The 25,604-nt window shown below is 71.0% G+C and carries 26 protein-coding genes and 1 pseudogene; 14 read left to right on the top strand and 13 right to left on the bottom strand.

Going from position 1 to position 25,604, the window contains the following annotated elements; genetic code table 11:
- Positions 1–2: 2 nt before the first annotated feature.
- The 3 genes from MFF54_RS09585 to serB all read right to left on the bottom strand — a co-directional run bounded on the left by MFF54_RS09585 (position 3) and on the right by serB (position 1,996).
- Positions 3–218, bottom strand: a complete 216-nt coding sequence (locus tag MFF54_RS09585) for a hypothetical protein (RefSeq protein ID WP_238302380.1) — start codon at positions 216–218, stop codon at positions 3–5.
- Positions 219–303: 85 nt separating this feature from the next.
- On the bottom strand, positions 304–984 hold the full coding sequence (locus tag MFF54_RS09580) for a BA14K family protein (RefSeq protein WP_238302379.1): 681 nt from the start codon (positions 982–984) through the stop codon (positions 304–306).
- A 115-nt stretch (positions 985–1,099) separates the two neighbouring features.
- Entirely contained in the window at positions 1,100–1,996 is an 897-nt protein-coding gene (gene serB, locus MFF54_RS09575) for a phosphoserine phosphatase SerB (protein WP_238302378.1), read from the bottom strand.
- 39 nt (positions 1,997–2,035) lie between these two features.
- On the opposite strand from serB, the gene miaA reads away from it, so the two are divergent.
- Positions 2,036–2,947, top strand: coding sequence for a tRNA (adenosine(37)-N6)-dimethylallyltransferase MiaA (gene miaA / locus MFF54_RS09570; RefSeq protein WP_238302456.1), 912 nt, complete (start codon positions 2,036–2,038; stop codon positions 2,945–2,947).
- Between the two features lie 109 nt (positions 2,948–3,056).
- Here the strand turns inward: miaA and MFF54_RS09565 are convergent, their stop codons facing one another.
- Positions 3,057–3,923, bottom strand: a complete 867-nt coding sequence (locus tag MFF54_RS09565) for an NAD(P)-dependent oxidoreductase (protein ID WP_238302377.1) — start codon at positions 3,921–3,923, stop codon at positions 3,057–3,059.
- A 227-nt stretch (positions 3,924–4,150) separates the two neighbouring features.
- Between MFF54_RS09565 and MFF54_RS09560 the strand changes: the two genes are divergently transcribed.
- The 5 genes from MFF54_RS09560 (at position 4,151) to MFF54_RS09540 (ending at position 10,605) form a co-directional block, all read left to right on the top strand.
- Positions 4,151–6,220, top strand: a complete 2,070-nt coding sequence (locus MFF54_RS09560) for a carbon starvation CstA family protein (RefSeq protein WP_238302376.1) — start codon at positions 4,151–4,153, stop codon at positions 6,218–6,220.
- A 4-nt stretch (positions 6,221–6,224) separates the two neighbouring features.
- Positions 6,225–6,446, top strand: a complete 222-nt coding sequence (locus MFF54_RS09555; RefSeq protein ID WP_238302375.1) for a YbdD/YjiX family protein — start codon at positions 6,225–6,227, stop codon at positions 6,444–6,446.
- Between the two features lie 91 nt (positions 6,447–6,537).
- Positions 6,538–6,738, top strand: a complete 201-nt coding sequence (locus tag MFF54_RS09550; RefSeq protein WP_238302374.1) for a DUF3606 domain-containing protein — start codon at positions 6,538–6,540, stop codon at positions 6,736–6,738.
- A gap of 68 nt (positions 6,739–6,806) precedes the next feature.
- The gene (locus tag MFF54_RS09545) at positions 6,807–7,241 is read left to right on the top strand and encodes a tellurite resistance TerB family protein (RefSeq protein ID WP_238302373.1); all 435 of its coding nucleotides are present in this window, start codon (positions 6,807–6,809) and stop codon (positions 7,239–7,241) included.
- Between the two features lie 121 nt (positions 7,242–7,362).
- Positions 7,363–10,605, top strand: a complete 3,243-nt coding sequence (locus MFF54_RS09540; protein WP_238302372.1) for an efflux RND transporter permease subunit — start codon at positions 7,363–7,365, stop codon at positions 10,603–10,605.
- Positions 10,606–10,706: 101 nt separating this feature from the next.
- On the opposite strand, the gene MFF54_RS09535 is transcribed toward MFF54_RS09540, so the two are convergent.
- The 3 genes from MFF54_RS09535 to MFF54_RS09525 all read right to left on the bottom strand — a co-directional run bounded on the left by MFF54_RS09535 (position 10,707) and on the right by MFF54_RS09525 (position 13,050).
- Positions 10,707–10,979 carry a hypothetical protein gene (locus tag MFF54_RS09535; protein WP_238302371.1) on the bottom strand — a complete coding sequence of 91 codons (273 nt, stop codon included), beginning with the start codon at positions 10,977–10,979 and terminating at the stop codon, positions 10,707–10,709.
- A 62-nt stretch (positions 10,980–11,041) separates the two neighbouring features.
- Positions 11,042–12,301, bottom strand: a complete 1,260-nt coding sequence (locus tag MFF54_RS09530) for a class I SAM-dependent RNA methyltransferase (protein WP_238302370.1) — start codon at positions 12,299–12,301, stop codon at positions 11,042–11,044.
- Positions 12,298–13,050, bottom strand: a complete 753-nt coding sequence (locus MFF54_RS09525) for a TlyA family RNA methyltransferase (protein WP_238302369.1) — start codon at positions 13,048–13,050, stop codon at positions 12,298–12,300. Before MFF54_RS09525 ends, MFF54_RS09530 begins: the two co-directional genes overlap by 4 nt.
- Before the next feature lie 86 nt (positions 13,051–13,136).
- Between MFF54_RS09525 and MFF54_RS09520 the strand changes: the two genes are divergently transcribed.
- Positions 13,137–13,691, top strand: a complete 555-nt coding sequence (locus MFF54_RS09520) for a superoxide dismutase family protein (RefSeq protein WP_238302368.1) — start codon at positions 13,137–13,139, stop codon at positions 13,689–13,691.
- A 60-nt stretch (positions 13,692–13,751) separates the two neighbouring features.
- On the opposite strand, the gene MFF54_RS09515 is transcribed toward MFF54_RS09520, so the two are convergent.
- Both MFF54_RS09515 and hrcA read right to left on the bottom strand, forming a co-directional pair.
- The gene (locus MFF54_RS09515; protein ID WP_238302367.1) at positions 13,752–15,101 is read right to left on the bottom strand and encodes an MFS family transporter; all 1,350 of its coding nucleotides are present in this window, start codon (positions 15,099–15,101) and stop codon (positions 13,752–13,754) included.
- Between the two features lie 177 nt (positions 15,102–15,278).
- Positions 15,279–16,364 carry a heat-inducible transcriptional repressor HrcA gene (gene hrcA, locus MFF54_RS09510; protein WP_238302366.1) on the bottom strand — a complete coding sequence of 362 codons (1,086 nt, stop codon included), beginning with the start codon at positions 16,362–16,364 and terminating at the stop codon, positions 15,279–15,281.
- Between the two features lie 195 nt (positions 16,365–16,559).
- Between hrcA and MFF54_RS09505 the strand changes: the two genes are divergently transcribed.
- From MFF54_RS09505 to hemW, 4 genes are all read left to right on the top strand, one after another.
- Complete coding sequence (locus MFF54_RS09505; protein WP_238302365.1) at positions 16,560–16,859, top strand: hypothetical protein; 300 nt, start codon at positions 16,560–16,562, stop codon at positions 16,857–16,859.
- 94 nt (positions 16,860–16,953) lie between these two features.
- Positions 16,954–17,670 carry a ribonuclease PH gene (gene rph, locus MFF54_RS09500; RefSeq protein ID WP_238302364.1) on the top strand — a complete coding sequence of 239 codons (717 nt, stop codon included), beginning with the start codon at positions 16,954–16,956 and terminating at the stop codon, positions 17,668–17,670.
- A complete protein-coding gene (gene rdgB / locus MFF54_RS09495) occupies positions 17,667–18,296 on the top strand; it encodes an RdgB/HAM1 family non-canonical purine NTP pyrophosphatase (protein ID WP_238302363.1) in 630 nt (209 codons plus the stop codon). Before rph ends, rdgB begins: the two co-directional genes overlap by 4 nt.
- 35 nt (positions 18,297–18,331) lie before the next feature.
- A complete protein-coding gene (gene hemW, locus MFF54_RS09490) occupies positions 18,332–19,504 on the top strand; it encodes a radical SAM family heme chaperone HemW (protein WP_238302362.1) in 1,173 nt (390 codons plus the stop codon).
- Between the two features lie 71 nt (positions 19,505–19,575).
- On the opposite strand, the gene MFF54_RS09485 is transcribed toward hemW, so the two are convergent.
- On the bottom strand, positions 19,576–20,802 hold the full coding sequence (locus MFF54_RS09485; protein WP_238302361.1) for a penicillin-binding protein activator: 1,227 nt from the start codon (positions 20,800–20,802) through the stop codon (positions 19,576–19,578).
- Between the two features lie 114 nt (positions 20,803–20,916).
- On the opposite strand from MFF54_RS09485, the gene rsmI reads away from it, so the two are divergent.
- Together rsmI and MFF54_RS09475 are read left to right on the top strand one after the other, a co-directional pair.
- Positions 20,917–21,915: a 16S rRNA (cytidine(1402)-2'-O)-methyltransferase gene (gene rsmI / locus MFF54_RS09480; RefSeq protein ID WP_238302360.1), complete on the top strand. Its 999-nt coding sequence runs from the start codon at positions 20,917–20,919 to the stop codon at positions 21,913–21,915.
- On the top strand, positions 21,896–22,285 hold the full coding sequence (locus tag MFF54_RS09475; RefSeq protein WP_238302359.1) for a YraN family protein: 390 nt from the start codon (positions 21,896–21,898) through the stop codon (positions 22,283–22,285). Before rsmI ends, MFF54_RS09475 begins: the two co-directional genes overlap by 20 nt.
- A gap of 13 nt (positions 22,286–22,298) precedes the next feature.
- Here the strand turns inward: MFF54_RS09475 and MFF54_RS09470 are convergent, their stop codons facing one another.
- The 3 genes from MFF54_RS09470 to MFF54_RS09460 all read right to left on the bottom strand — a co-directional run bounded on the left by MFF54_RS09470 (position 22,299) and on the right by MFF54_RS09460 (position 25,081).
- Complete coding sequence (locus MFF54_RS09470) at positions 22,299–22,688, bottom strand: response regulator (protein WP_066918148.1); 390 nt, start codon at positions 22,686–22,688, stop codon at positions 22,299–22,301.
- A gap of 265 nt (positions 22,689–22,953) precedes the next feature.
- On the bottom strand, positions 22,954–24,054 hold the full coding sequence (locus tag MFF54_RS09465; RefSeq protein ID WP_238302455.1) for a L,D-transpeptidase: 1,101 nt from the start codon (positions 24,052–24,054) through the stop codon (positions 22,954–22,956).
- 88 nt (positions 24,055–24,142) lie between these two features.
- Entirely contained in the window at positions 24,143–25,081 is a 939-nt protein-coding gene (locus tag MFF54_RS09460; RefSeq protein ID WP_238302358.1) for an extensin-like domain-containing protein, read from the bottom strand.
- Between the two features lie 178 nt (positions 25,082–25,259).
- On the opposite strand from MFF54_RS09460, the pseudogene MFF54_RS09455 reads away from it, so the two are divergent.
- Positions 25,260–25,604, top strand: a pseudogene (locus MFF54_RS09455) (hypothetical protein); the annotation flags it as partial.

Here is a 25,604-nt window from a genome sequence, read left to right as displayed (position 1 = left end):
GGTCAGGTCGACTGTGCGAGGTCCGGCGGCAGGTAGGGCTGGCCCTCCGCCGTCAGCGCCCGGTCCACGGCCTCGATGGCAAGGAGGATCCGGGTGAGGTCCTCGGCCATCGTGACGGGCGCCAGATCCATGCCGGCGATGCGCCGAGCCAGCGCGTCGCGTTCGCGCACGAGGCTCGCCCGCGCCCGGTTCAGGGTATGGATCGCCTCACCACTCATGCGCCCCCCGCTCGTCCCGACGTAAAGAACGGCCCCGCACGCCGTCGCGTACGGGGCCGGCCGACAACCTGGCGGATCCGATGCCTCAGGGGCAGGAGCGCCGCACGCCGCCCTTGGCGATGTAGGTGCCCGTCCGCGGGTCGTAGGTGCGGAAGCGGCGGGCACAGGCCTCCTCGGCCGAGCTGTCGGAGGTGACGGTCTCCGTCTCGGCGTAGCCGTAGTTCACCGGGGCGTAGCCGTAGCCGGCGGGCGCGTAGCCGCCGTAATAGCCGTCATCGTAACCGTAGCCCGGATAGCCGTAGCCGCCGTAGAGGCTGCTGGCCGCGAGGCCGCCCGCGAGGCCGAGCCCGACACCGACGCCGAGGCCCCCGAGGCCGTAGCCGCGTCGGCCGTAGCCGTACCCGTAGCGATTGCCGTAATAGCCACGGTTGAACCCGTAGCCCCGGTTCAAGCCGTAGCCGCGGCCGGCCAGACCGGCACCGCCGAAGCCGACGCCGCGATTGAAGCCGCCCCCGCCGATTCCGACGCCGCCGCGGTTGAAGCCGCCGCCCCCGATCCCGACACCGCCGCGATTGAAGCCACCGCCGCTGAAGCCGCCGCCGATGCCGCGTCCGGCGAAGCCGCCGCCGGCGGCCGGGCCGCTGAAGCCGCCCGCGAGCGCGTTGCCGCCACGGAAGCCCGAGATGTTCTGAGCCTCGGAGGCGGCCGGGACCAGGGTGAGCGTGCCGGCAATCGCCGACGCGACCAGGAGAGAATGCTTGACCATACGAACCTCGTCGAACGCGATGACTGTCTTGCCGGTCAACGTTCGATCGCGGGATCGTATGCCTGCTACACTTTGTCCGAAGCCCGACAGCGCATGACCCGGCGCGGGCGGACGGTCACTCGACGAACTCGGCCGCGGCGTAGCCCTGCAGGTAGAGCAGCGCCGTCAGGTCGCCGTGGTCGATGCGCACGCGGGCGGCCTCCGCGACCGCGGGCTTGGCCCGGAAGGCGACGCCGAGGCCGGCCTCGCGGATCATGTCGAGGTCGTTTGCGCCGTCGCCGACCGCGAGCGTCTCGGCCGGATCGAGACCGAGGCGGGTGCGCAGATCGATGAGCGTCGCGCGCTTCGCCTCCTTGCCCACGATCGGCTCCTCAACCGTGCCGGCGAGCCTGTCGCCCGCGAGCACGAGACGGTTGGCGTGGTTCTCGTCGAAGCCGATCGTGTCCGCGACCGGGCCGGTGAACAGGGTGAAGCCGCCCGAGACGAGGCAGGTGCGTGCGCCGTGCGCCCTCAGCGTGCGCACCAGGGTGCGGCCCCCGGGGGTCAGGGTGATGCGCTCGGCGATCAGCCCGTCGATCGTGCCGATCGGCAGATCCTTCAGCAGGGCGACGCGCTCGCGCAGAGCCGGCTCGAAGGCGATCTCGCCGCGCATCGCGCGCTCGGTGATCGCCGCGACATGCGCCTTCAGGCCGACCTCGGCGGCCAGCTCGTCGATGCATTCCTGCTCGATCATGGTCGAGTCCATGTCGGCCAGGAACAGGCGCTTGCGGCGGTGGGCGTCGGCCGGCAGCACCGCGAGGTCGATCGGCTCGGAGCCCAGCGCCGCGCGGAGCCGCTCGGTCAGCGCCGGGGCCGCGGCGGGCGCGCCCGGCACCAGGATCTCGGCGGCCACCTCGCCGTGCAGGGGGCGCGGCTGATGCTCGGTCGCGAGAACGCGCCGCGCCTCGGCCAGCACCGCGTCGGTGATGGCGGGCCGCTGCGGGTTTGATATCAGGACCGCGACGAGGGTCATCGGAGGAAGTCCAAGCTGGTGTCGGGAAGCGTCGAGTCACTGGAGCCGCCCGGCGACCGGCCGGCGGCGATCCTCATTGCAGGGCCGACCGCCTCCGGCAAGTCGGCGCTGGCCGCCGCCCTGGCCCTCCGGCACGGCGGCGTCGTGATCAACACGGACTCGATGCAGGTCTACGCGGACCTGCGCGTGCTCACCGCGCGGCCCGAGGCGGCCGAGGAAGCCCGGGTGCCCCACAGGCTCTACGGCCATGTCGATGGGGCGGTGAACTACTCGGCCGGGCAGTTCGCGCGGGACGTCGCCGCGCTGCTCCCCGCGCTCGACGGCCGGATGCCGGTCTTCTGCGGCGGGACAGGTCTGTATTTCCGCGCCCTGGAAGAGGGCTTTTCCGAGATGCCGCCGGTGCCCGAGGCGGTGCGCTCCGCGGTGCGGGACCGCGCCGCGGACCGTCCGACCGAGGCGCTGCACGCCGATCTCGCCGCGCAGGACCCGGAGGGCGCTGCCGCTCTGCGCCCGAGCGACCGCGCCCGGATCCTGCGGGCGCTGGAGATTCTGGCGGCGACCGGCCGGCCCATCGCCGCCTTCCGGGGCGAGCGCGTGCCCGGCCCGCTCGCCGGCCGGCCCCTGAGAAAGATCTTCCTCGCCCCGAACCGCGACGTCCTGCGCGCCCGCATCGACGCGCGCTTCCGCACGATGATCGCGGGCGGCGCGCTGGACGAGGTGACGCATCTGCGCGCGCGCCGGCTCGATCCGCTCCTGCCGATCATGCGGGCCCATGGGGTGCCGGCGCTGACCGCCTATCTCGACGGAACGATGGACCTGGAGGACGCCATCGTCCGTGGGCAGGCCGATACACGCGCCTACGCCAAGCGCCAGTTCACGTGGTTCCGCAACCAGATGGGGACGGACTGGGCCTGGCTCGATCCGGAGACTGCGGGGCGGATGGTGGGGTGATCGAGTGCGGGCCGGTCCCTGCGGACGGCGTGCCCCCCACGCCCTCCCTCCACCGTCTGCGGGGGAGGGAGAGCGGGGTGGGATCCGACGGTGCAGGTCCTGCCGACGCTCAGCGCTCCAGCCGCGCGACGAGGCTCGACGTGTCCCAGCGGCCGCCGCCCATGCTCTGCACCTCGGCGTAGAACTGGTCCACCAGGGCGCTGACGGGGAGCTTGGCACCGTTGCGGCGGCCCTCGTCGAGCAGGATGCCGAGATCCTTGCGCATCCAATCGACCGCGAAGCCGAAGTCGAACGTGCCCGCGTTCATGGTCTTGCCGCGGTTCTCCATCTGCCAGGAGCCGGCCGCGCCCTTGGAGATCACCTCCAGCACCGCCTCCACGTCGAGGCCCGCGCGCTTGGCGAAGTGCACGCCCTCCGACAGGCCCTGGACAAGGCCCGCGATGCAGATCTGGTTGACCATCTTGGTGAGCTGTCCGGCACCCGCCGGGCCCATCAGCCGGGAGGCGCGGGCGAAGCTCATGATTGCCGGCTCGACCTTCGCGTAGGTCTCGGCCTCGCCCCCGCACATCACGGTGAGCACGCCGTTCTCCGCGCCCGCCTGCCCGCCCGAGACCGGCGCGTCGACGAAGCCGATCCCGGCTTCCGCGGCGGCGGCCGCGAGCTCGCGCGCCACCTCGGCGGAGGCAGTGGTGTGGTCCACGAAGGTGGCGCCCCGCTCCATCCCGGCGAGTGCGCCGTCCGCGCCCAGCACGACGCTGCGCAGGTCGTCGTCGTTGCCCACGCAAGCGAAGACGATCTCGGCGCCACGGGCGGCCTCACGCGGCGTCGTCGCATGCGCGCCGCCGTGCTTGGCCACCCAGGCCTCGGCCTTCGCGGAGGTGCGGTTGTAGACCGTGACGTCGTGGCCCTTGGCCGCGAGGTGGCCGGCCATCGGGCTTCCCATCACACCGAGGCCCAGAAAGGCAACTTTCGCCATCGTATCGTCTCCCGCAAAATTCCAACCGGCGCCAGCGGTCTAGATTTGGCCGTGCGGCCGGTCAAACCACACGGCCGAGTGGTCCCACGCTCCAGCGATGCCGCTTGAGGTGGTGCCGGATTTGTTCCCGAAAATTAACCGCTCCCTGTTCTCCCGACCCCGATTTTGCGACAGAAGGGGCGCAGTTTGCCGGCCGCGGAAGAGCCGGTTTGTGGAGTGGGACGCCGATGGGCGCGATCAGCAAGCACGGGCCCTGGGCCCTGGTGGGGGCGCTCGGCGCCGCCGCACTCTCCATCGTCGCGGTGGAGCGCGGCGAGGCCGTCAACGCGCTCTGGCTCGTGGTAGCGGCGGTCTGCGTCTACCTCATCGCCTACCGCTACTACTCGCTCTTCATCGCCGAGAAGGTGATGCGCCTCGACCCGGCGCGCGAGACCCCGGCCGTGCGCCACAACGACGGCCTCGACTACGTCCCCACCAACAAGACCGTGCTGTTCGGCCACCACTTTGCGGCGATCGCGGGCGCGGGCCCGCTGGTCGGCCCGGTGCTCGCCGCCCAGATGGGCTACCTGCCCGGCATGCTCTGGATCCTGGCCGGCGTCGTGCTGGCCGGCGCCGTTCAGGACTTCATGGTCCTGTTCGTCTCGATGCGCCGCGACGGGCGCTCGCTCGGCGAGCTGATCCGCTCGGAGCTCGGCACGATCCCCGGCATCATCGCCCTCATCGGCACCTTCCTGATCATGGTGATCCTGCTCGCCGTGCTGGCGCTGATCGTCGTGAAGGCGCTGGCCGAGAGCCCCTGGGGCACCTTCACGGTGATGATGACCATCCCGATCGCGATGCTGATGGGCATCTACACCCGCTACATCCGCCCGGGCAGGATCGGCGAGGTGTCGATCATCGGCTTCGTGCTGCTGATGGCCGCGATCATCTACGGCCAGAACGTCGCCGCGAGCCCGGTCTGGGGCCCGGCCTTCACCTTCACGGGCACCCAGCTCTGCTGGCTGCTGATCGGCTACGGCTTCGTCGCATCGATCCTGCCGGTCTGGCTGCTGCTCGCCCCGCGCGACTACCTCTCGACCTTCCTCAAGATCGGCACGATCGTCGGCCTCGCGCTCGGCATCGCCGTCGTCGCCCCGCACATGCAGATGCCGGCGATGACGAAGTTCGTGGACGGCACCGGCCCCGTCTGGTCGGGCCAGCTCTTCCCCTTCCTGTTCATCACCATCGCGTGCGGCTCGGTCTCGGGATTCCACTCCTTGATCTCGTCCGGCACCACCCCGAAGCTGATCGCCAACGAGCGGGACGCCCGCTTCGTCGGCTACGGCGGCATGCTGATGGAATCCTTCGTGGCCATCATGGCGCTGATCTCGGCCTGCGTGATCGATCCCGGCGTGTACTTCACCATGAACACGCCCGCCGCGATCGTCGGCACCACGCCTGAGAGCGCGGCCGCCGCGGTGACCAAGCTCGGTTTCCCGATCACCGCTGAGACGATCACCCAGACCGCTCAGGATGTCGGCGAGCACACCATCATCTCCCGCGCGGGCGGCGCCCCGACGCTGGCGGTCGGCATGGCGCACATCATCTCCTCGGCGGTGGGCGGCAAGGCCATGATGGCCTTCTGGTACCACTTCGCGATCCTGTTCGAGGCGCTGTTCATCCTCACGGCGGTCGATGCGGGCACGCGCGCCTGCCGCTTCATGGTGCAGGACCTGATCGGCCTAGCCGTCCCCTCGTTCAAGGACACGGCCTCGTGGGTGCCGAGCATCGTGGCGACGGCGATCGCAGTCGGGGCCTGGGGCTACTTCCTGTATCAGGGCGTGACGGACCCGCTCGGGGGCATCAACACCCTGTGGCCGCTCTTCGGCATCTCGAACCAGATGCTGGCCGCGGTGGCGCTGACGCTCTGCACGGTCGTGATCTTCAAGATGAAGCGCGAGCGCTACGCCTTCGTCACCATCATCCCGACCCTGTGGCTCTGCATCTGCACCCTCACGGCCGGCTGGCAGAAGATCTTCTCCGCCGACCCGCGCATCGGCTTCCTGGCCCATGCCGACCGCTACGCGGCCGCCGCCGCCGAGGGAAAGGTGCTGCCGCCGGCCAAGAACGCCGACCAGATGGCGCAGATCATCTTCAACGACCGGATCGACGCGGCGCTCGCCGTCGTGTTCATCGGCCTCGTCCTGGCGATCGGCGCCTTCGGCGTGCTCTCCTGCATCCGGGCGCTGCGCGCGGTCGGCTGGACGGCGCGCGAGAGCGACGCGACCGCGGGCGGCCGTCCGGTCCCTGCGGAGTGAGGCCATGGGATCGTCGCAGAGCCTGATGGAGCGCTGGAAGACGCTGCAGAAATGCGTCTGCGACGGCGCCCGGCTGATGGTGGGGCAGGGGGATTACGCGGCCTATGCCGAGCACATCCGCCGCACCCACCCGGACCAGCGGCCGATGAGCGAGGTGGAGTTCTTCCGAAACCGGGAGAATGCCCGCTTCGGCGTCGGCAACACCAGCGGCTTCCGCTGCTGCTGACGCCCGTCTCGGCCGCCACGGAAAGAAAACCGGCGCCCGTGCGTTCTCACGCGCGGGCGTTTTTCGTGCCCGCGATTCGATAGGGGGCGAGATGGTGGCTGATCACGCCGACGAAGCGCCGGAGCCGCGGGCGGTGAACACGTCCGAGCCCTGGGAGAGGGCCTACTGGGCGCGCCGCTTCATGGTGCCGGTGGAGCAGGTGATCGCCGCGGTGGCCGCGGTGGGCGACGATCCCGCCCAGGTGGCGAGCCATCTCGGTCGCGACTGGCCTGGCCACGAGACCATCACCTGACGTGTCTCCCGGCTGCGGGTCTTGACTCGGCCGGGACAATCGCCGTCCTTCCACCGCGGGAGAACCGCATGAGCATCCTACAGGACGCAATCCTTCGCTTCGGCCGCACGATCATGTCCTACGCGGGCGACGCGGTATTCCTCGAGGCTGCGGTGTCGGCCGCGGCCAACGTGATCGTGGCCGACGGCGACATCGCCGAGGAGGAGGTCGAGTCGGCCATCGCTGGCATGCGCGCCAACCCGATCCTCGAGAAGTCCTACGACACCCTCCGCATCGAGCAGGAACTCTATGAAGGCATCGCCCGGGCCAAGACCCGCGCTGGCCGGGTCGAGAATTTGCGCCTCGTCGAGGCGGTGGCCGACCGCCCGGTCGAGCAGCGCCAGGACATCTTCCTGATTGCGGCGGATGTCGCCGATGCCGGCGGCATCAAGGAGACCGAGCACCGGGCGCTTAGCGAGATCGCCGCGAGCCTGGACGTGGACAAGGACGCCCTGCTGGGCTGAGGCGGATCCCGCGTCACGGGGCCCGGCCGGTCCCCATCCGAGGGGGCGGACATTCTGCGGAAACAATCGTATCGCTGGTTGAATCGCCGGGCTCGGACATCGCCCGGGATCCGGTAGCGACATGGGCCTCGTTCAGTACGCGCTGAAGTTCCGCATCACCGTCTACGTGCTCGCCGTGCTGATGATGCTCGGTGGCGCGGCGGCGGTCGTGACGACGCCGAAGGACGTGCTCCCCGTCGTCGACATCCCGGTCGTCGTGGTGGTCTGGACCTATACGGGCCTCTCGACGCCCGAGATGGAGCGGCGCGTCACCACCTACGCGGAGTTCTCGCTCTCCAACAACGTCAACAACATCAAGCGGATGGAATCGACCACCCTGCAGGGCACGGCGATCCAGAAGATCTATTTCGACGACGCGGTCAGCATCGATCTGGCGATCTCCCAGACCGTCTCGGCGATGAACTCGATCCGCGCGGCGATGCCGCCGGGCATTCAGCCGCCGATCGTGCTGCGCTTCTCCGCCTCCTCGGTGCCGGTGATCCAACTCGCGCTCACCTCCACGAAGGAGAGCCTGACCAAGGTCAACGACTACGCCCAGTACCGCATCCGCCAGCGCCTGACCCAGGTGCCGGGCTCGACGCTGCCCTCGCCCTTCGGCGGCACGCCGCGCCAGATCATGGTCGATCTCGACCTGCACGCCCTCCAGGCGCTCGGGCTGACGGCGCTGGACGTCACCAACGCGATCACGGCCCAGAACCTCACTGTCCCCTCCGGCCTCGCAAAGATCGGCGAGCAGCAATACCCGATCCAGCTCAACGCCACGCCCGACGCCATCGAGGCGCTGAACACCCTGCCGATCAAGACGGTGGCGGGCCAGCCGGTGCTGGTGCGCGATGTCGCCCAGGTCCGCGACGGCGGTCCCCCTCAGGTCAACGTGGTGCGGGCGGACGGCATCCAGTCGGTGCTGATGCGGGTGTTCAAGAACGGCACCGCCTCGACGCTTGACGTCGTCAACAACGTCAAGAAGGCGCTGCCGGAGATCCGCGCGGCGGCGCCCGAGGGCCTGCAGATCACGCCGCTCTTCGACCAGTCGGTCTTCGTCACGGCGGCGATCGAGGGCGTGCTGCACGAGGCGATGATCGCGGCGGGCCTCACCGGTCTCACCATCCTGCTCTTCCTCGGCTCCTGGCGCTCGACGCTGGTGGTGCTGATCTCGATCCCGCTCTCGATCCTCACCTCGCTGGCGGTGCTGGCCGCGCTCGGCCAGACCATCAACGTGATGACGCTGGGCGGCCTCGCCCTCGCCATCGGCATCCTGGTGGACGACGCCACGGTCGCGGTCGAGAACACCTACCGGCTGTTCGAGGAGGGCGAGCCCTTCCGGAAATCCGTGGTCGAGGGCGCGGCCAGCATCGCCAAGCCGACGCTGATCTCGACGCTCTCGATCTGCGCCGCCTTCACCTCGGTCTTCGCGCTCGCCGACACGCCCCGCTACCTGTTCACCCCCCAGGCGCTCGCGGTCGTGTTCGCGATGCTGACCTCCTATCTCCTGTCGCGCACCCTGGTGCCGGTGCTGATCGACGTGCTCGTGGCGCGGGAATACGCGCAGCACCACGGCGGCGGCACGGAGCCGCCCCGCACCCGGATCGGGCGGGCGCTCGGGCTCGTCGGGCGGCCGGTCTTTCGGGCGGCCGGCGCCTTCCGGCACGGGTTCGAGGCGCGGTTCAGTCGCTTCCACCGCGGCTATCTCGGGCTGCTGCACGCGGTCCTGCGGCGGCGCGTGGTCACGCTCGTCTTCGTCGGCCTTATCTTCGCCGGGACGGGCGTGCTCTTCACCTTCGTCGGCCGGGACTACTTCCCGCAGGTCGCGTCGAGCCAGATCACTCTGCACCTGCGCACCCGCCCCGGCATGCGCATCGAGACCGCCGTGCAGACCTTCGCGGCGGTGCAGGGCGTGGTGCGGGAGGTGATCCCCGAGGGTGAGATCGAGCAGGTGCTCGACAATATCGGCCTGCCCTCGAACAACTACAACTTCGCGTTCTCGGACGGCTCCTTCGTGGCCTACAATGACGGCCAGATGCTGATCAGCCTGAAGGAGGGTCACGGCTCGACGGCGCTCTACACCAAGCGCCTGCGGGAGGTCCTGCGGGAGCGCTTTCCCGACCTCGTCGTCTACACCCAGCCCTCCGACATCATCACCCAGATCCTCAATTTCGGCACGCTGGCGCAGATCGACATCCAGGTCTCCGGCCGCAACACCGAGAAGGACCTCGCGGTCGCCCAGAACATTGTGCGCCGTCTCAAGGAAGTGCCGGGCGCCGTCGACGTGCACCTGCACCAGATCGTCGGCACGCCGCAATTCTTCGTGGACGTCGATCGCCGTCTCGCCTCGGAACTCGGCCTGACGCAGCAGCAGATCGCCCAGGGGCTCAACGTCTCGCTCGCCGGCTCCTTCCAGGTCACACCGAACTTCTGGTCGGACCCGAAGACCGGCATCCCCTACCAGCTCTGGGTGCAGACGCCGGAGTACCGCAACGACTCGCTGACGAGCTTGCGCAACACGCCGCTGATGGTTCGGGGCGAGGGCGACCAGCCGGGCGTGCTCACGCTCCTCTCAAGCGTGGCCGACTTCCGCCGGCAGGGCATCCAGACGGTGATCAACCACGTCAACACCGCGCCGACCTTCAACGTCTACGCCTCCGTGCAGGATTCCGATCTCGGCTCGGTAGCGGCCGAGATCCGGAAGATCGTGGACGACGAGCAGAAGAACCTGCCGGCGCCCGACAAGATCACGGTGCGCGGCCAGATCGAGAACATGGATTCGGCCTTCTTCCGGCTCGGCATCGGCCTCTCGATCGCGCTGGTCGCCGTCTACCTGCTGATGGCGGTGAACTATCAGAGCTGGGGCGATCCCTTCGTGGTGCTGCTCGCGCTCCCGCTCGCCTTCTGCGGCATCGTCTTCAGCCTCTTCGTCACGGGCACGAGCTTCTCGATTCCCTCGCTGTTCGGGGCGATCATGTCGGTGGGCATCGCGTCCGCGAACTCGATCCTGCTCGTCACCTTCGCGCGCGAGCACCGGGAGGCCACGGGCTGCTCGGCCGCCGAGGCGGCGCTGCTCGCGGGCGACACGCGCCTGCGCCCGGTTCTGATGACGGCGGGAGCGATGTTCCTCGGACTGATCCCGATGGCGCTCGGCACCGGCGAGGGCGGCGAGCAGAACGCGGCGCTCGCCCGCGCGGTGATGGGGGGCATCGCCTTCGGCACGCCCGCGACCCTGCTCTTCGTGCCCTTCCTCTACACGCTGCTGCGCAGCGCGCCGGTGCGGGCGCCGAGCGACTATCTGGAGGGCGCCGAGCCGGCGTGAGGCGGCTTTTCGGTCGATCAGGCCGGGGACCTATGAAGCCCCCGTGCCGTCGTGGGGGAGAGTGAGACCCCCGGCGCCGGCAGGGATCGACCGGCGCGCGCTCAATCCTCGCAGCCGGTGCAGATGCTGTTCTCGATGCGATCGATCACGCGCTCTTCTCGGCGCTCTGCTGCGGCCGAGGACATGTCGCGGGGGCCGAGCGCCGCGCCCGGCGGCTTCGTCACGCCCTCCCGGTTGGTGTAGGGCGCGGTGATCGTGGTCGTGGGACCGCCGCCAGTCCCCGTGAGGTCGGGAGCTTGTGCCTGTGCCAGTGCCGAAATGGGCAGGCCGGCGAGCAGCAGGGCGACCGGAAGCGTCGGGCGAGCGAGGGGCATGGCGGACCTCCGTCGAGGACGAGGCAAGTCTACCACGGGATCGATATCAGTAAATCCCTGGTTCAGCGCGGGCGGCGCAGGCCGGGCTTCCGCCGCTCGACTGTACGGCGGAATACGCCGACCATCTCGAGATGGCCCGAATACCGGAACTGGTCCACGGGCGTGACCGCGTCCAGGCTGTAGCCGCCCGCAACCAGGGTCGCGGCGTCGCGCGCGAAGGTGCCGGCATCGCAGGCCACACCCACGACGAGCGGCACCCGCGATTCGGCGAGCTGGTGCACCTGCGCCTGGGCGCCGGCCCGGGGCGGGTCGAGCACCACCGCGTCGAAGGCGTTGAGGTCGTGGGCGAGCAGCGGACGGCGGAACAGGTCCCGGCGCTCGTGGGTGAGCCGATGCAGCCCGCTCTGGGCGCGGAAGGCCCGGTCGAGACCGGCGAGCGGCGCGGCCTCGCCCTCCACCGCATGGACGTCGCACGTCCGCGCCATCGCGAGGCTGAACGGCCCGCACCCGGCGAAGAGGTCGGCCGCGCGGCGCACCTTCTTCGGGAGAGCGTCGAGAACCAGGGCGGTCAGCGCGGCCTCGCCGGCCGCGGTCGCCTGGAGGAAGCCCCCCGGCGGCGGGTAGAGCCGGGCGGGGCCGGACGGGACGCTCGGGGGCGTGCGCTCCACCACCACGTCGCCGTGCAGCGAGAGCCGCGCGAGGCGAAGCTCCTCCGCCAGCCGCACCAGGACCGCGCGCACGCCCGGGGCGACCGGGCCGTGCCCGCGGATGTCCACATCGAGTCCCGGCTCGGTCGCGGTCACGGCGACGTCGAGGGGCTTGCGGCCGTGGCCGAGGGGCGCGCTGAGCGCCCGCGCGATCGCCGGGGCCGGGTGAAGCGCCGGCACGGTGATCGGGCAATGGTCGATCGCCACGAGGTCGTGGCTGCGCGCGGCCATCAGCCCGGCCTCAGCCCGGCCGTCGCGCTCGCGCACGTGGAGCGTGATCCGGCGGCGCCCGTCCCCGTGCGCATCGATCAGCGCCCCGGGCTCGACCGGGAGCCCCGCCTGCGACAGGGCCTGGGCGAGCAAGCCCCGTTTCCAGGCCGCGTAGGGCTCGCGGGCGATATGCTGCGTCGCGCAGCCGCCGCAGCGACCGTAATAGGGGCAGAACGGCTCGATCCGGTCGGGAGAGGCCGCCTCGACTGCCTCCAGCACCCCGCGCCCGCCCTCGCGGCGGATCGCGACCCGCTCGCCCGGCAGGGCGCCGGCCACCGGCGTGCCGTCCTCGGCAATGCCGTCGCCGCGCGCGCCCAGACGGCTGATCGTGACGGTCTCGCTCATGTCGTGTCTCTCAAGGCCGGCCGGCGGGCGCCGACCAGGAATTCGGTGTTGCCGTCGCCGCCCTGGATCGGAGACGGCAGGAGGCCGAGGATCGCGAAGCCGAGGCCTTCGAGGGCGGCCCGCACCTCGGCGCAGACCGCATCGTGCACGGCCGGGTCGCGCACGATGCCGCCGCGCCCGACCCGGGCCCGGCCCGCCTCGAACTGCGGCTTGATCAGCGCGACGAGATCCGCCCGCGGCGCGAGGAGGTTCGCCACCGCCGGCAGGACGAGGCGCAGCGCGATGAAGCTGACGTCGATCCCGCAGAGATCGGGTACCGGATCGAGCGGGCCTTCGAGTGCCCGGATATCAGTGCCCTCGCGGCACGAGACACGCGGATCGGCGCGCAGCGAGGCGTGGAGCTGGTCGCGCCCGACATCGACGGCGTGGACCACGGAAGCGCTCCGTCGCAGCAGCAGATCGGTGAAGCCGCCCGTCGAGGCGCCGACATCGAGGGCGGCGCGGCCCGCCGGATCGAGTCGGAACGTGTCGAGTGCCGCCTCAAGCTTGAGGCCGCCGCGGGAAACGTAGGGGTGCGGCGCCTCGGCCTCGACCCGGGCCCCGGCCGGGATCGGCTCGGAGGCGCGGGCGAGCACGCGGCCGTCCACGCGCACGAGTCCCGCCGCGATCGCGGCCTGCGCCCGCGCCCGGCTCTCGAAATGCCCGTGCTCCACCAGGAAACGGTCCGCCCGGAGGCGCTCGCCCGTCATCGTCCCTTGCTACCTGCGTGTTCGTGCGCCCTGTCGGGGCGACCAAGTCGGCCTAACTAGCCCGGCACCGAGAGGAGAGCCATCGCATGACACGCATCCTGCCCCTGCTCGCGCTCGCCGCGGGCCTCGTGCCCGCCGCGGCGCTCGCCCAGGAGCCGGCCAAGCCCGCCGAATCCACCAAACCGGCCGAGCCGCAGACCTACGAGACGCAGATCAAGAACAACAAGGGCGAGACCATCGGCACCCTGAAGCTGCGCGACGGGGCCAACACCCTGGTCGCGCGGGTGACGATCCAGCCCGGGGGCCTGCCCCCCGGCTGGCACGGGATGCACTTCCACGCGGTCGGCGACTGCTCCGACACCGAGAAGTTCGAGAAGTCCAAGGCCCACGTGAACCACGACCAGAGCAAGCACGGCCTGCTCAACCCGGACGGCCCGGACGAGGGCGACCTGCCGAACCTCTACGCGGCGCAGGACGGCTCGGCCAACGCCGAGGTGTCGAGCGAGACGCCGATGACCGGCGAGGGCGGCCTGAAGGACGGCGACGGCTCCGCACTGATCATCCACGCCAACGAGGACGACCACGCGAGCCAGCCGATCGGCGGCGCGGGCCCGCGGATCGCCTGCGCGGTGATCAAGTAGGAGCAGGAACGGCCCCGGGCATGCCCGGGGCCGGCGATCTCCGCCCGCGAGGCGACCTGTTCAGGCGTGGGCCAGGGCGCGCTTTTTGCCGAGGGCCTCCTCGACGGTGCCGGCGCCGTCGAGATAGCCGTGGACCTTGGGGTTCGGCATGAGCAGCGAGGCCACGAAGGCGATGGCCAGCATGCCGGTGACGTACCAGAAGAACGTCGATTCCATGCCGCTCTCCTTGAACCAGAGCGCCACGTACTCGGCCGTGCCGCCGAAGGTCGCGTTGGCCAGCGCGTAGGAGAGACCGACGCCGAGCGCCCGCACCTTCGTGGGGAACAGCTCCGCCTTCACGATGCCCGAGATGCCCGTGTAGAAGCTCACCGCGAGTAGCCCGAGGGTGATGAGGCCGAAGGCGACGTAGGGGTCTTGGTTCGCGCCGATCGCCGTCATCAGCGGCACCACCATCAGGGTGCCGAGACCGCTATAGGCGATCATGTTGGCCTTGCGGCCGATCCGGTCGGAGAGCCAGCCGAAGAACGGCTGCACCGCCATGTAGACCAGCAGAACCGCCGTCATCGTGCGCGAGGCGACCGCCTTGTCCATGTGCGCGGTATTGACGAGGTACTTCTGCATGTAGGTCGTGAAAGTGTAGAACACCAGCGAGCCGCCGGCCGTGTAGGCCAGCACGACGCAGAAGGCGCGCCAGTGCTTGAACAGCTCGCTGAACGTGCCGGCATCCTCCTTGTCGGAGCCGCCGGTCTCGGCGAGCGAGCGGCGCAGGTAGAGCGCCACGATCGCGGCCGCGGCGCCGATGAAGAACGGGATGCGCCAGCCCCAGGCCGTGATCTGCTCGGCGGGCATCACCGACTGCATGGTGATCAGGACGAGCGAGGCCAGAAGCTGGCCGCCGATCAGCGTGACGTACTGGAACGAGGCGAAGAAGCCGCGATGGCCCTTGATCGCCACCTCGCTCATGTAGGTTGCGCTCGTGCCGTACTCGCCGCCGACCGAGAGGCCCTGGAGCATGCGGGCGAGGAGCAACAGGACGGGGGCGAGCGAGCCGACCGTCTCGTAGGTCGGCAGGATGCCGATCATCAGCGAGCCGAAGCACATCATCAGCACCGAGATGACCATCGAGGTCTTGCGGCCGACCCGGTCGGCGATGCGGCCGAACAGCCAGCCGCCGATCGGGCGCATGAAGAATCCCACCGCGAAGATGCCGGCGGTCTGCAGGAGTTGGCTGGTCGGGTCGCCCTTCGGGAAGAAGGCAGGCGCGAAGTAGAGCGCGAAGAAGGCGTAGGTGTAGAAATCGTACCACTCGACCAGGTTGCCCGATGACGAGCCGACGATGGCCTTGATGCGGCGTCGGCGGTCCGCGGCGACCTCGGCCGCGGACGGGGCGATCCCGATCGAGTCTGACATGGCGTCTCCCTGACCCGCGATCGCGGGCCGTCTGTTTGTGCCGGTCGGGGTAGCATGCCGAATCGGCGGACGGCCAGGGTGACGCCGGGCAAGGAGATAATTCCGCGCGCACATTGTCACGCGCCGCAGAATTGAAGGGGGATGTGCTGTCGATCCCGCCGAGCGGCCTGGATGTTCTCAGCGATGTCCGTCGAGAAGCCGGGAGACCACTCGGGCGGTGTAGTCGACCATCGGCACGATGCGGGCGTAGTTCAGCCGCGTCGGGCCGATCACGCCGACCACGCCGACGATCTTCTGCTGCCCGTCGCGAAAGGGTGCGGCGATCATCGAGGAACCGGAGAGCGAAAACAGCTTGTTCTCGGAGCCGATGAAGATTCGCACGCCGTCCCCGTCCTCGGCGCGGGCCAGGAGGTCGATCACGTCCTTCTGCGTCTCCAAGTCGTTGAACAGCAGGCGGATGCGCTCGAGATCCTCGGCGGCCCGCAGATCATCCAGCAGGTTCGCCTGGCCCCGCACGATGAGCTGGCGCGCCTCGGAGGGGCCGACCGTGGTGGCCAGCCCCGCATCGACTAGGCGCTCGGTGATCGCGTCGAGCTCGCGCTTCATCGCCTGTCGCTCGGTCTCGATCTGCTGGCGCAGGGTGCCGAGCGTCCGGCCCTGCAGGCGGGCGTTGAGGTAGTTCGAGGCTTCCTGCAGGGCGCCGGCGGGCAGGCCCGGCGGCAGGTCGAGCAGGCGGTTCTCCACCGAGCCGTCGTTCGACACCAGCACGACGAGGGCTCGGGCGGGGTCGAGCCGCACGAACTCGATGTGCTTGAGATGCACGTTCGATTTCGTGGTGAGGACCACGCCGGCCCCGCGCGAGACGCCCGAGAGCAGGATCGAGGCCTCGGCCAGGGCGGACTCGAAGGTGTGGCCGGAGGCGGCCGCGCGCATCTGCGCCTCGATGCGCTCCTGCTCGTCGCGACCGACATCGCCGAGCTCCATCATCGCATCGACGAAGAAGCGCAGGCCGAGCTCGGTCGGCAGGCGACCGGCCGAGGTGTGAGGCGCGAAGATCAGCCCGGAATGTTCGAGGTCCGACATCACATTGCGGATCGAGGCGGGCGAGAGCGCCATCGGCAGGATGCGCGCGAGGTTGCGCGAGCCGACCGGCTCGCCGGTCGTCAGGTAGCTCTCGACGATCTGCCGGAAGATCTCGCGGGCACGCTCATTGAGGACGTTGAGCGGCGGGGCCGGGGCGGGGAGGGGATTCTGATCGGTCACGGCTCTGATCCTGGAGCGGCGATTGTGTCCCGGGGGCGGCGCGCGATCAATCTGTTCACCGTCCGGGCGCTTTCAGGGCGTCGGTGCGCGGGCGCATGGGACGGTATGGCCGAACCGTGCGTTGTACCGGTAGGGCCCCGGACACACCGGCGCCCGCTAGGACGCGCTCACGACATCCTCAAGGGAGACCAACGCATGCGCCTCGGTGCACGATCGATCCTTCTCAAGTTCGCCACCGTCTTCCTGCTTCTCGTCGGCCTGGGCGTCGCGGGCGCGCCCCGCACGGCGGAAGCCGCGCCGCTCGCCGTCCCGTCGGCGGTCGAGGCACCGGTCTCGGGCGTCGAGACGGTGCAGTACCGCCATCACCACCGGCATCACGGCCTGCACCGCGGCTGGCACCATCGCCGCCACTTCCACCATCACCGCCGGCACTTCCGGCCCCACCACTTCCACCGCCACCACCACCATCACCGCCGCGGCTTCTACCGCTACTGAGGCGCTCGCATAGGCCTTTGCCGCGGGGGCGGGTTGCCGCCCGCGCCCGCGGCCCTTAAGAGCCCGGCCTCGATCACCGACAGAGGAGCGGGTCATGCGGCCCTCGAAGCGCGCGCCGGACGAGCTGCGCAAGGTCACGCTCGAGCGCGCCGTGGCGCGCTACGCCGAAGGCTCCTGCCTCGTCAGCTTCGGCGAGACCAAGGTGCTGTGCACCGCCTCCCTCGAAGAGCGCGGACCGCCCTGGCTGCGCGGCTCCGGCAAGGGCTGGGTCACGGCCGAGTACTCCATGCTGCCGCGGGCGACCCACACCCGGACGCGCCGTGAGATCTCCTCGGGCAAGCCGTCCGGCCGCACGCACGAGATCCAGCGCCTGATCGGCCGCTCGCTCCGTGCCGTCACCAACCTGCCGGCGATCGGCGAGCGCCAGATCACCGTCGATTGCGACGTGATCCAGGCCGATGGCGGCACCCGCACGGCCGCGATCACCGGCGCCTGGGTGGCGCTGCACGAGTGCTTCAGCTGGATGCGCGGCCGCTCGATCATCTCGGTCGATCCGCTGCGCGACCATGTCGCCGCGGTCTCGTGCGGAATCTCGAAAGGAACGCCGGTGCTCGACCTCGACTACGCGGAGGATTCGGCCGCCGAGACCGACGCCAATTTCGTGATCACGGGTTCGGGCGGCCTCGTCGAGGTCCAGGGCACCGCAGAGGGCGCGCCCTTCTCGGAGGCCGAGCTCCTCGACCTGCTGCGCCTCGCGAAGGCGGGCGTCGCCGATCTCGTCGCCCTCCAGAAGCAGGCGATCGCCTCGTGAGCCGCATCCTATCGGACAAGGTCGTCATCGCGACCCACAACGCCGGCAAGCTCGTGGAGATGCGCGAGCTCTTGGCCCCCTTCGGCGTCGCGGCGGTCTCGGCGGGCGAACTCGGCCTGCCGGAGCCCGACGAGACCGGCACGATGTTCGCCGAGAACGCGGCCATCAAGGCGCACGCCGCCGCGCAGGCCTCGAGGCTACCCGCCTTCGCGGACGATTCCGGGCTCTGCGTGGACGCGCTCGACGGCGCGCCCGGCATCTTCTCGGCGCGCTGGGCCGGCCCATCCAAGGACTTCTCTGGGGCGATGGCCCGCATCCTCGCCGAGCTCGACCGCCGCGGCGCGACCGACCGGCGGGCGCATTTCGTGTCGGCCCTGGTGCTCGCCTGGCCTGACGGCCATACCGAGCTGTTCGAGGGCCGCGTCTTCGGCGATCTGGTCGAGCCCCGCGGTACGGCCGGGTTCGGCTACGACCCGATGTTCCGTCCCGATGGGTTCGACCGGACCTTCGGCGAGATCTCGTCGGAGGAGAAGCACGGGGTCGACTGGCAGAACGGCAACGCGCTCTCGCACCGCGCCCGCGCCTTCGTGGCGCTCGCCGCCGCCTGCCTGCGGCGGCCGGGCTGATTGCGGGGACGGCCGGCGGCCCTCACATCCGGACGATGACAGCCTACCCCGAGCACCCGACCCGCGACGCGGGATTCGGGGTCTACCTGCACTGGCCCTTCTGCGCCGCGAAGTGCCCGTACTGCGACTTCAACAGCCACGTCCGCCACGCCCCCGTTGACGAGGCGCGCTATCTCGCGGCCTTCCAGGCCGAGATCGCCCACGTGGCGGCGCGCACGCCGGGGCGGCGGGTCTCCAGCATCTTCCTCGGCGGCGGCACGCCCTCGCTGATGCGGCCGGAGACCGTGGCCGGGCTGATCGAGGCGGTGGACGGCGCCTGGGGCATCTTGCCCGATGCCGAGATCACCCTGGAGGCCAACCCGACCAGCGTCGAGGCCGGACGCTTCCGGGGTTATCGCAGGGCCGGCGTGAACCGCGTCTCGCTCGGCGTGCAGGCGCTGGACGACGCCTCGCTGAAGGCTTTGGGCCGGCTGCACAGCGCGGCGGAGGCCTTCGCGGCGGTCGAGATCGCGCAGACGACCTTCGACCGTACCTCATTCGATCTCATCTACGCCCGGCCGCACCAGACGCCCGAGGCGTGGCGGGCGGAACTCGCCGAGGCGATCCGGCGCGCGGCCGAGCATCTCTCGCTCTACCAGCTCACCATCGAGCCCGGCACGCCCTTCTACGGGCTCGCCGCCGCGGGCCGGCTCGTGCCGCCCGACGAGGAGAGCGCGCGCATCCTCTACGACGTCACCCAGGAGGTCTGTGGGGCGGCCGGCCTTCCCGCCTACGAGATCTCGAACCATGCCCGCCCGGGCGCGGAATCGCGGCACAACCTGCTCTACTGGCGCTACGGCGAGTACGCGGGCATCGGCCCCGGCGCGCATGGCCGCCTCGTCACCGAGGCAGGCCGGATCGGCACCGTCACCGAGCGGGCACCCGAGGCGTGGCTCGCGCGGGTGGAGGCGGACGGCCACGGCATTGCCGAAACCGAAACGATTGCCGCACCCGACCAGGGCGACGAGTTCCTGATGATGGGCCTGCGCCTCGGCGAGGGGATCGACCCCGGCCGCTACGCGGCGCTCAAGGGGCGCCCGCTCGATGCCGCGCGGCTCGACGCCCTGGTGGCGGATGGTCTGGTGGCCCGGCTCGGCAACGGCCGCATCGCCGCGACCGCCCGGGGCGCGCCGGTGCTCAATGCCCTGGTGGCGGAACTGGCGGCCTGACGCGGGCTTCGATCTGCGCCGACCCGATCAGCCGACACCGCTTTCATCCTGGGGCGCCGAAGGCGGCCCGGTCAGGTCCCGGGCTTTCCGAGCGCGCGGGGGGCCGGGCTCACCGCCGTAACGGCGTTGTTGCGGATCTCGTAGACGGCGAGCGCCCGCTCGCTCAAGCCCTCGGGCAGCAGCCGGAAGGTGCCGTCCGTGCCGGCAAAGCCCGCACCGGTGGTCAGCGTCTCCTCGGCGAAGCGCTGGCTGCCGTAGCGGCGGGTCAGCGCCGCGGCGAGCGAGACCGCGTCGTAGGCCAGCGAGGCGACCCGCGGCGGGTTCGTGCCGAAGCGCGCCTGATAGCGCCCGGCAAACCCCGTGAAGCCCGCCGTGTCGGGCGCGGCGAAGCGCCCGCCCTGCAGCGCGGGCAGGGCGAAGAGACGCGGCTCGTTCCACACCGCCGTCCCGACCGGGCGCACCCGGCCCGGCGCGTAGCCGGCCTTGCTCAGCGCGGCGGCGAGCGCCGGCATCCCGTCCGCGGTCTCGGGCAGGAACAGTGCGTCGGCCTGCGGCGCCGGTCCGGCGATGACGCGGGAGAGCCGCTCGACCGCCGGCCCCGGCGCGCCGGCAGGATACCGCTCGATCGCCACGACCCGCGCGCCCTTCCGTGCCACCGCCTCGCGGAACTGCGCCTCGACGGCGTTGCCGTAGGCGGTCTCGGGGATCAGCGCCGCGAAGGAGCGCCGGCCGTCGGCGACCGAGGCGTCGACGATCCGGTCGACCTCGGGCTGGGGCAGGAAGCTGAGCAGATAGACGCCGCGCGCCGCCACCGCCGCGTCGGTGGAGAAGGCGATGACAGGCTTGCCGGCGTTGCGCGCCGGAAGCGCCGCGGCCTGGACGTTGGCTGCGAAGACCGGACCGAGCACGAGGTCGGCCCCCTCGGCCAGCGCCGCCTGCACCGCCTCGCGGGCGCCCTCGGGGCTCGCGCGGTCGTCCTTCACCAGGATCTGAAGGTCCGGCTGCTGGAACTCCTCGTAGGCGAGTTCGGCGGCGTTGCGCATGGCCGCACCGAGCGCGGAGCCCTGGCCGCTCAGCGGCAGGATCAGCGCGACCTTCACCGAACCGGAGCCGATACGACCCGGGATCGCGCCGGGCGAGGGCGGCAGCGCCTCGGCCTGGGGCGGCGGCGCGGCGCGCGTGCTCCGCGGGCCATCCGGCCCACCGATGCAGCCGCCCAGCGGCAGCGCCAGGGCGCCGAGCAGGGCGAGCCGTCCGAGAAGCCCCGGACCGGTTGCCGGCAGCTTTGGGCGCGCCATCGCGGATCTCCTCGGCGATCAGGTCACGGCCACGCTAAAGTCTGCCGGTGAAAAGTAAACGCGCGGGCCGGAAAGGCACCGCGTTCTCCCCGCGTCCGTGGCATTGTCGCCGCAATGAGCCAGCGACCCGACCCCGCCCGCCGCCCGCCTGCCGGCACAGCGCCGCGCCGCGAGAGCCCGACGACCTTCACGGCCTTCGGGCTCGCCAGCGAGGCCGAGCCGCTCGCGCCAGGCCTCCACGTGGTGGCCACCCCGATCGGGAACCTGCGCGACATCACCATCCGGGCGCTGGCGACGCTCGCCGCCGCCGACGCGGTTCTGGCCGAGGACACCCGCGTCAGCCGCACGCTGCTCGCCCATTACGGCATCACCACGCCGCTGCTCGCCTACCACGAGCACTCGACGGACGCGGTGCGTGCCCGGATGGTCGAGCGCCTGAAGGAAGGGCAGGCCCTGGCTCTTGTCTCCGACGCGGGCACGCCGCTCGTCTCGGATCCCGGTTTCAAGCTGGTCCAGGCGGCGATCGAAGCGGGCATCCCGGTGACGCCCGTTCCCGGCGCCTCCGCCGTGATGACGGCCCTCGTCGCCGCAGGCCTGCCGACCGATCGCTTCTTCTTCGAGGGCTTCCTGCCGCAGAAGGCCGGGGCGCGGCGCAACCGCCTGGAGGCGCTGATGGGGCTGCCGGGCACGCTGGTGCTGTTCGAGTCGCCCCACCGCTTGCCCGAGATGCTCGCCGATGCCGCCGAGGTGCTGGGAGCCGAGCGGCCGGCGGCGGTGACGCGGGAACTGACGAAGCTCTACGAGACGGTCCGGCGCGGGACGCTGGGCAGCCTCGCGGCTCTCTTCGGCGAGGAAGGGGCGCCCAAGGGCGAGATCGTCGTGCTGATCGGTACCGGTCCTGAGGCTGCACCGGAAGCGGATGGCGACGCCGCGCTCGACGCTGCGCTCCGGACCGCGCTCGCCCGCCACTCGATCAAGGATGCGGCGAGCCTCGTCTCCGACGAGACCGGGCTGAAGCGGCGCCTCGTCTATGCCCGCGCACTCGCGCTCAGCCGCCAGGAGACTGAGGACAAGACCGGAAACGAGGCGGGGGATGGCTCGGACGACACCTGATCGAAGCGCCCGCCGCAGGGCCCATGCTGCCGGGCGCCGGGCGGAGTGGATCGCGCTCGCGTGGCTGATGCTGAAGGGCTACCGGCCGCTCGACCTGCGGGTCGCTCTGGCGGGCGGGGAGATCGACCTCGTGATGCGTCGCGGCACCACCCTGGCGTTCGTCGAGGTGAAGGCGCGGGCCGAGCTACACGCCGCCCGGGAAGCGATCGACGGGCGCAAGCGCCGGCTGTTCTCGCAGGCGGTGCGTGCCTGGCTCGCGCGCCACCCCGGCTGTGCCGGCCTTACCCTGCGGGCGGACGCGGTGTTTCTCGGGCGGCGCGCCTGGCCGGAGCACCTGCCGGACGCCTTCACGATCGAGGGGATGACGTAAGCGGCTTAGGGTCTCAGCCCCGGGCGGTGCGGATCGCGGAGATCAGCGTGCGCTTGAGGTCGGCTTGGCTGAACGGCTTCTGCACCACCGGGCGGTCGCGGAACGGCTCACGGATGCCGGCCCCACCGTAGCCCGTGGAGAAGATCAGCGGCAGGGCGCGTTTGGCGATGGTCTCGGCGACCGGGTAGATCGGCTCGCCGGCGACGTTCACGTCGAGGATCGCCACGTCGAAGCTCTCGCCCTCGGCCATTTCCAGCGCGGTGGCGAGGCGGGCGGCGGGCCCGACGACATCGCAGCCGAAATCGAGCAGCATGTCCTCGAGAAGCATCGAGATTGCTGCCTCATCCTCCACAACGAGGACGCGGGCGCCCTGGAGAATGTCCTCGTTCGGTTCCGCAGTCACGCCGAGATGTCTTTCCTTCGATCTCGCCCCGAGACCCGGAGCACTGCCGTGCGGTTGGCGCCGGAACCGCGAAAGGCAGCGGCCGTAACCCTCCGAAACGCGCACCCGCAAGCCTGTGCGACCCGCGGGACAGTTTGAGCCGTCGCCCGGAAAGCCGGGCGTGTCAAGCGTTCGCGAGGGTGGCGTCCCCGCGACCGAAAGGCAATGTTATGCCCCGATACATTTTGTCCGGGAGCGCGGCATCGCTGCCGCAGCAGGGGTTGCCTCAGCCGTCCTTGAAGCTCACCCGGGCGCCCTTGGCGACGTGCAGCCCGAGGGCACGCGCGTCCCAGTTGGTGAGCCGGATGCAGCCGTGTGACTCCGTCTTGCCGACGTTCTCCGGCTCCGGCGTGCCGTGGATGCCGTAGGACTCGATGGCGAGATCGATCCAGACCGCACCGACCGGGTTGTTCGGGCCCGGCTTGATGGTGAACTTGCGGCGCGCTTTGACGCCCTTGAAGGCGTATTTCGGGTTGTAGGTGTAGGTCGGATCGAAGGCGACACGCGTCACCTTGGTCTCGCCGCTCGGGGCGGGCTTCTCGGCGCTGCCGATCGAGGCCGGGTAGTAGGCCAGCAACTTGCCGTCCTTGTCGAGGGCCCGCACATCGCGGCTCGCCTTGTCGACCTCGATGCGCTCGACCTTCGGCTCCTGCGGAAGCTCCTTCGGGTTCGGCCGTCCGCCCTCCAGCGGCGTCACGGCGGCCACGAGCAACACCGTCCCCGCCTTGTCGAAGGGCTTTCCGGGATTGAGCGCGCTCAAGAGGTCGCGGCTCATGTGGAAGCGCTCGGCCAGCATCTCGCGGGCATTGGTGTAGCCGAGGCTGTCGAGGTCGGCCTGCTCCTCCAACTCGCGGGGCACGCGCTCGACGAAGGGCGTACGCACGTCCGCCTCGCTCACCGTGTACTCCGCGACGACGGGCTTCGAATCCGTCTGCAGCTTCTCGAGCAACGCGGGCGTCGGTGCACGCGTCGCGGGCAATCCCTGCGCCGCGGCGTAGGCCGCGATCGCACCCTTCAGGTTATCGCCGTCCCGCCCGTCGATCGCGCCGGGCGAGAAGCGCGCACGGTCGAGCAGGACCTGGACCTTCACGAGGAGTGGATCGGGGCGCCCGGACTTGCCGGCGGCCTTCCGGTCCGCGGCCTTCCCTGCCTTCGTCCCGGCCTTGTCCGCGGCGGCGTCCGCCGCCAGCGCCGCGCCGTTGATCGCCTCGGCGGTCAGCGGCGGCGGCTCCGGCGCCTTCGGCGGGTTCTTCTTGGCGAGGGCCGGGCCGGAGAGCGCCGCCAGCGCGAGGGCGGCGAGGCCCGCCCGCATCCTGAACCCCTGCATCATCCGCGTCCGAGACTCCGGGAGCGTGGCGCTCCGCCGCGGTAAAGTCGCGGGTCGAGCGGAGCGTTCCGCCGATCCCGCAGGCCGCCTACTGGCAGAGACGGTGGCCGGCGTTGCGCTCGCGCTCGTCGAGGTGGAGGTGGTCGGCGTGGGCCGCGTTCGAGCCCGGCCCCAGCACCGTCCGGAAGAACGCGCAGGCCCGGCCGCGCACCGCGTCGATGAAGCGGCCCTCCTCGGAACCGGCCGCCTTGGCGGCCACCATGATCGGCGCCCGGCCCTCGACGCCGAAGCTCATCACGTCGATGCCGTTGGCGAAGGCGTGCTCGCTGAGCTTGGCCTCGACGTCGTGGTTCTGGCCGCGGCACTCGTAGGAGGTGCCGATGGCGATCGAGCGCAGCGGCTGTTTCAGCTCGCGCTCGGCCGCGACCTGCACCTCGGTAGCCCAGCGCGTCAGAGCCTCCGCGGCCGCGCAGGTCAGTGTCGCCGATTGCGGCAGGGCGATCCCGTCGAGCGCCGTCAGCTTCAGGGGCAGCGGGGCGCCGCACTGGCCGTTCGCGATGGCGGGCAGCGGCTCGAAGGTCGCGCCGAGACGCTTCAGGCGGGTGCGGCAGGCGGTGTCGTCGGGGGGCGCCACCTTGAGCGCGAGCGCCGCCTCGCCGGAGAGTTCGGGCGGGCGTGCCGGAGGCAGAGGCGTGGGTTGCGCGGCCTCCGGTTTCACGGGCTCCGCGGCGGGAGCGGGCGCCTCCGGCTTCGCTTCGGGTTTCGTGTCCGCCCTGGTCTCGGGCTTCAATTCGGCCGGCCGCTCGGGCGGTGTCGGTGCGGCCTTGATCGCCTCACCGGGCGCAGGCGGGGGCGTCAGTTCCTGCGGGCGCTCCGGCGGGACCGGCGGCGGCAGCGGCACGCTGGCCGCCGGGGCGTCCTGGGGCGCGGCGCGGCAGGGTAGGGGGACTGCAAGGAGCAGGGCGAGCGCCAGGACGCCCCCTGCTCCGGTGCGCGGCGCGGCGCCCGTTTGCCGGCACAGGTTCATGACGTCGTCTCCCCAGCGCCTGCCGGCATCGTGCTTCTTGCCGGAACGATCGGGCGCTGTCCCCGCCGCGGCAAGAGCGGTGCTGCAACGCTCGGCCGGGATCGTGCTAGGCTCGGACACCTTTGCGGCGGCCGGATCGCGGCCCCATCTGCTAGCCAGACCGAACGACGAGGACCGAATGACGTCATCCAGCGCAGGGCTTCCCACCCTCGATCCCGAGAACCCGTTCTCGGCTGCGCGCTGGGAGACGCCCCACGCGCTGCCGCCGTTCGAGCGGATCCGTCCGGAGCACTACCTGCCGGCCTTCGAGGCCGCGATCGCCGCCCACGAGGCCGAGATCGCCGCCATCGCGAAGGATCCCGCGGCCCCGGACTTCGACAACACCGTCGCGGCCATGGAGCGGGCAGGCCTCGCCCTCGATCGGGTGGCGGGCGTCTTCTACAATCTCACCGGCAGCCATACGAACCCGGAGCTCCAGGCGATCGAGCTTCGGCCCGACCGTGCGCTCGATCGCCTGGAGCTC

Origin of the sequence: Methylobacterium gregans (assembly GCF_022179245.1) — a bacterium.
Taxonomy (GTDB): Bacteria; Pseudomonadota; Alphaproteobacteria; order Rhizobiales; family Beijerinckiaceae; genus Methylobacterium; species Methylobacterium gregans.
Note: the sequence above shows the minus strand (reverse complement) of the source record. Positions and strands in the feature narration are given on the sequence as shown.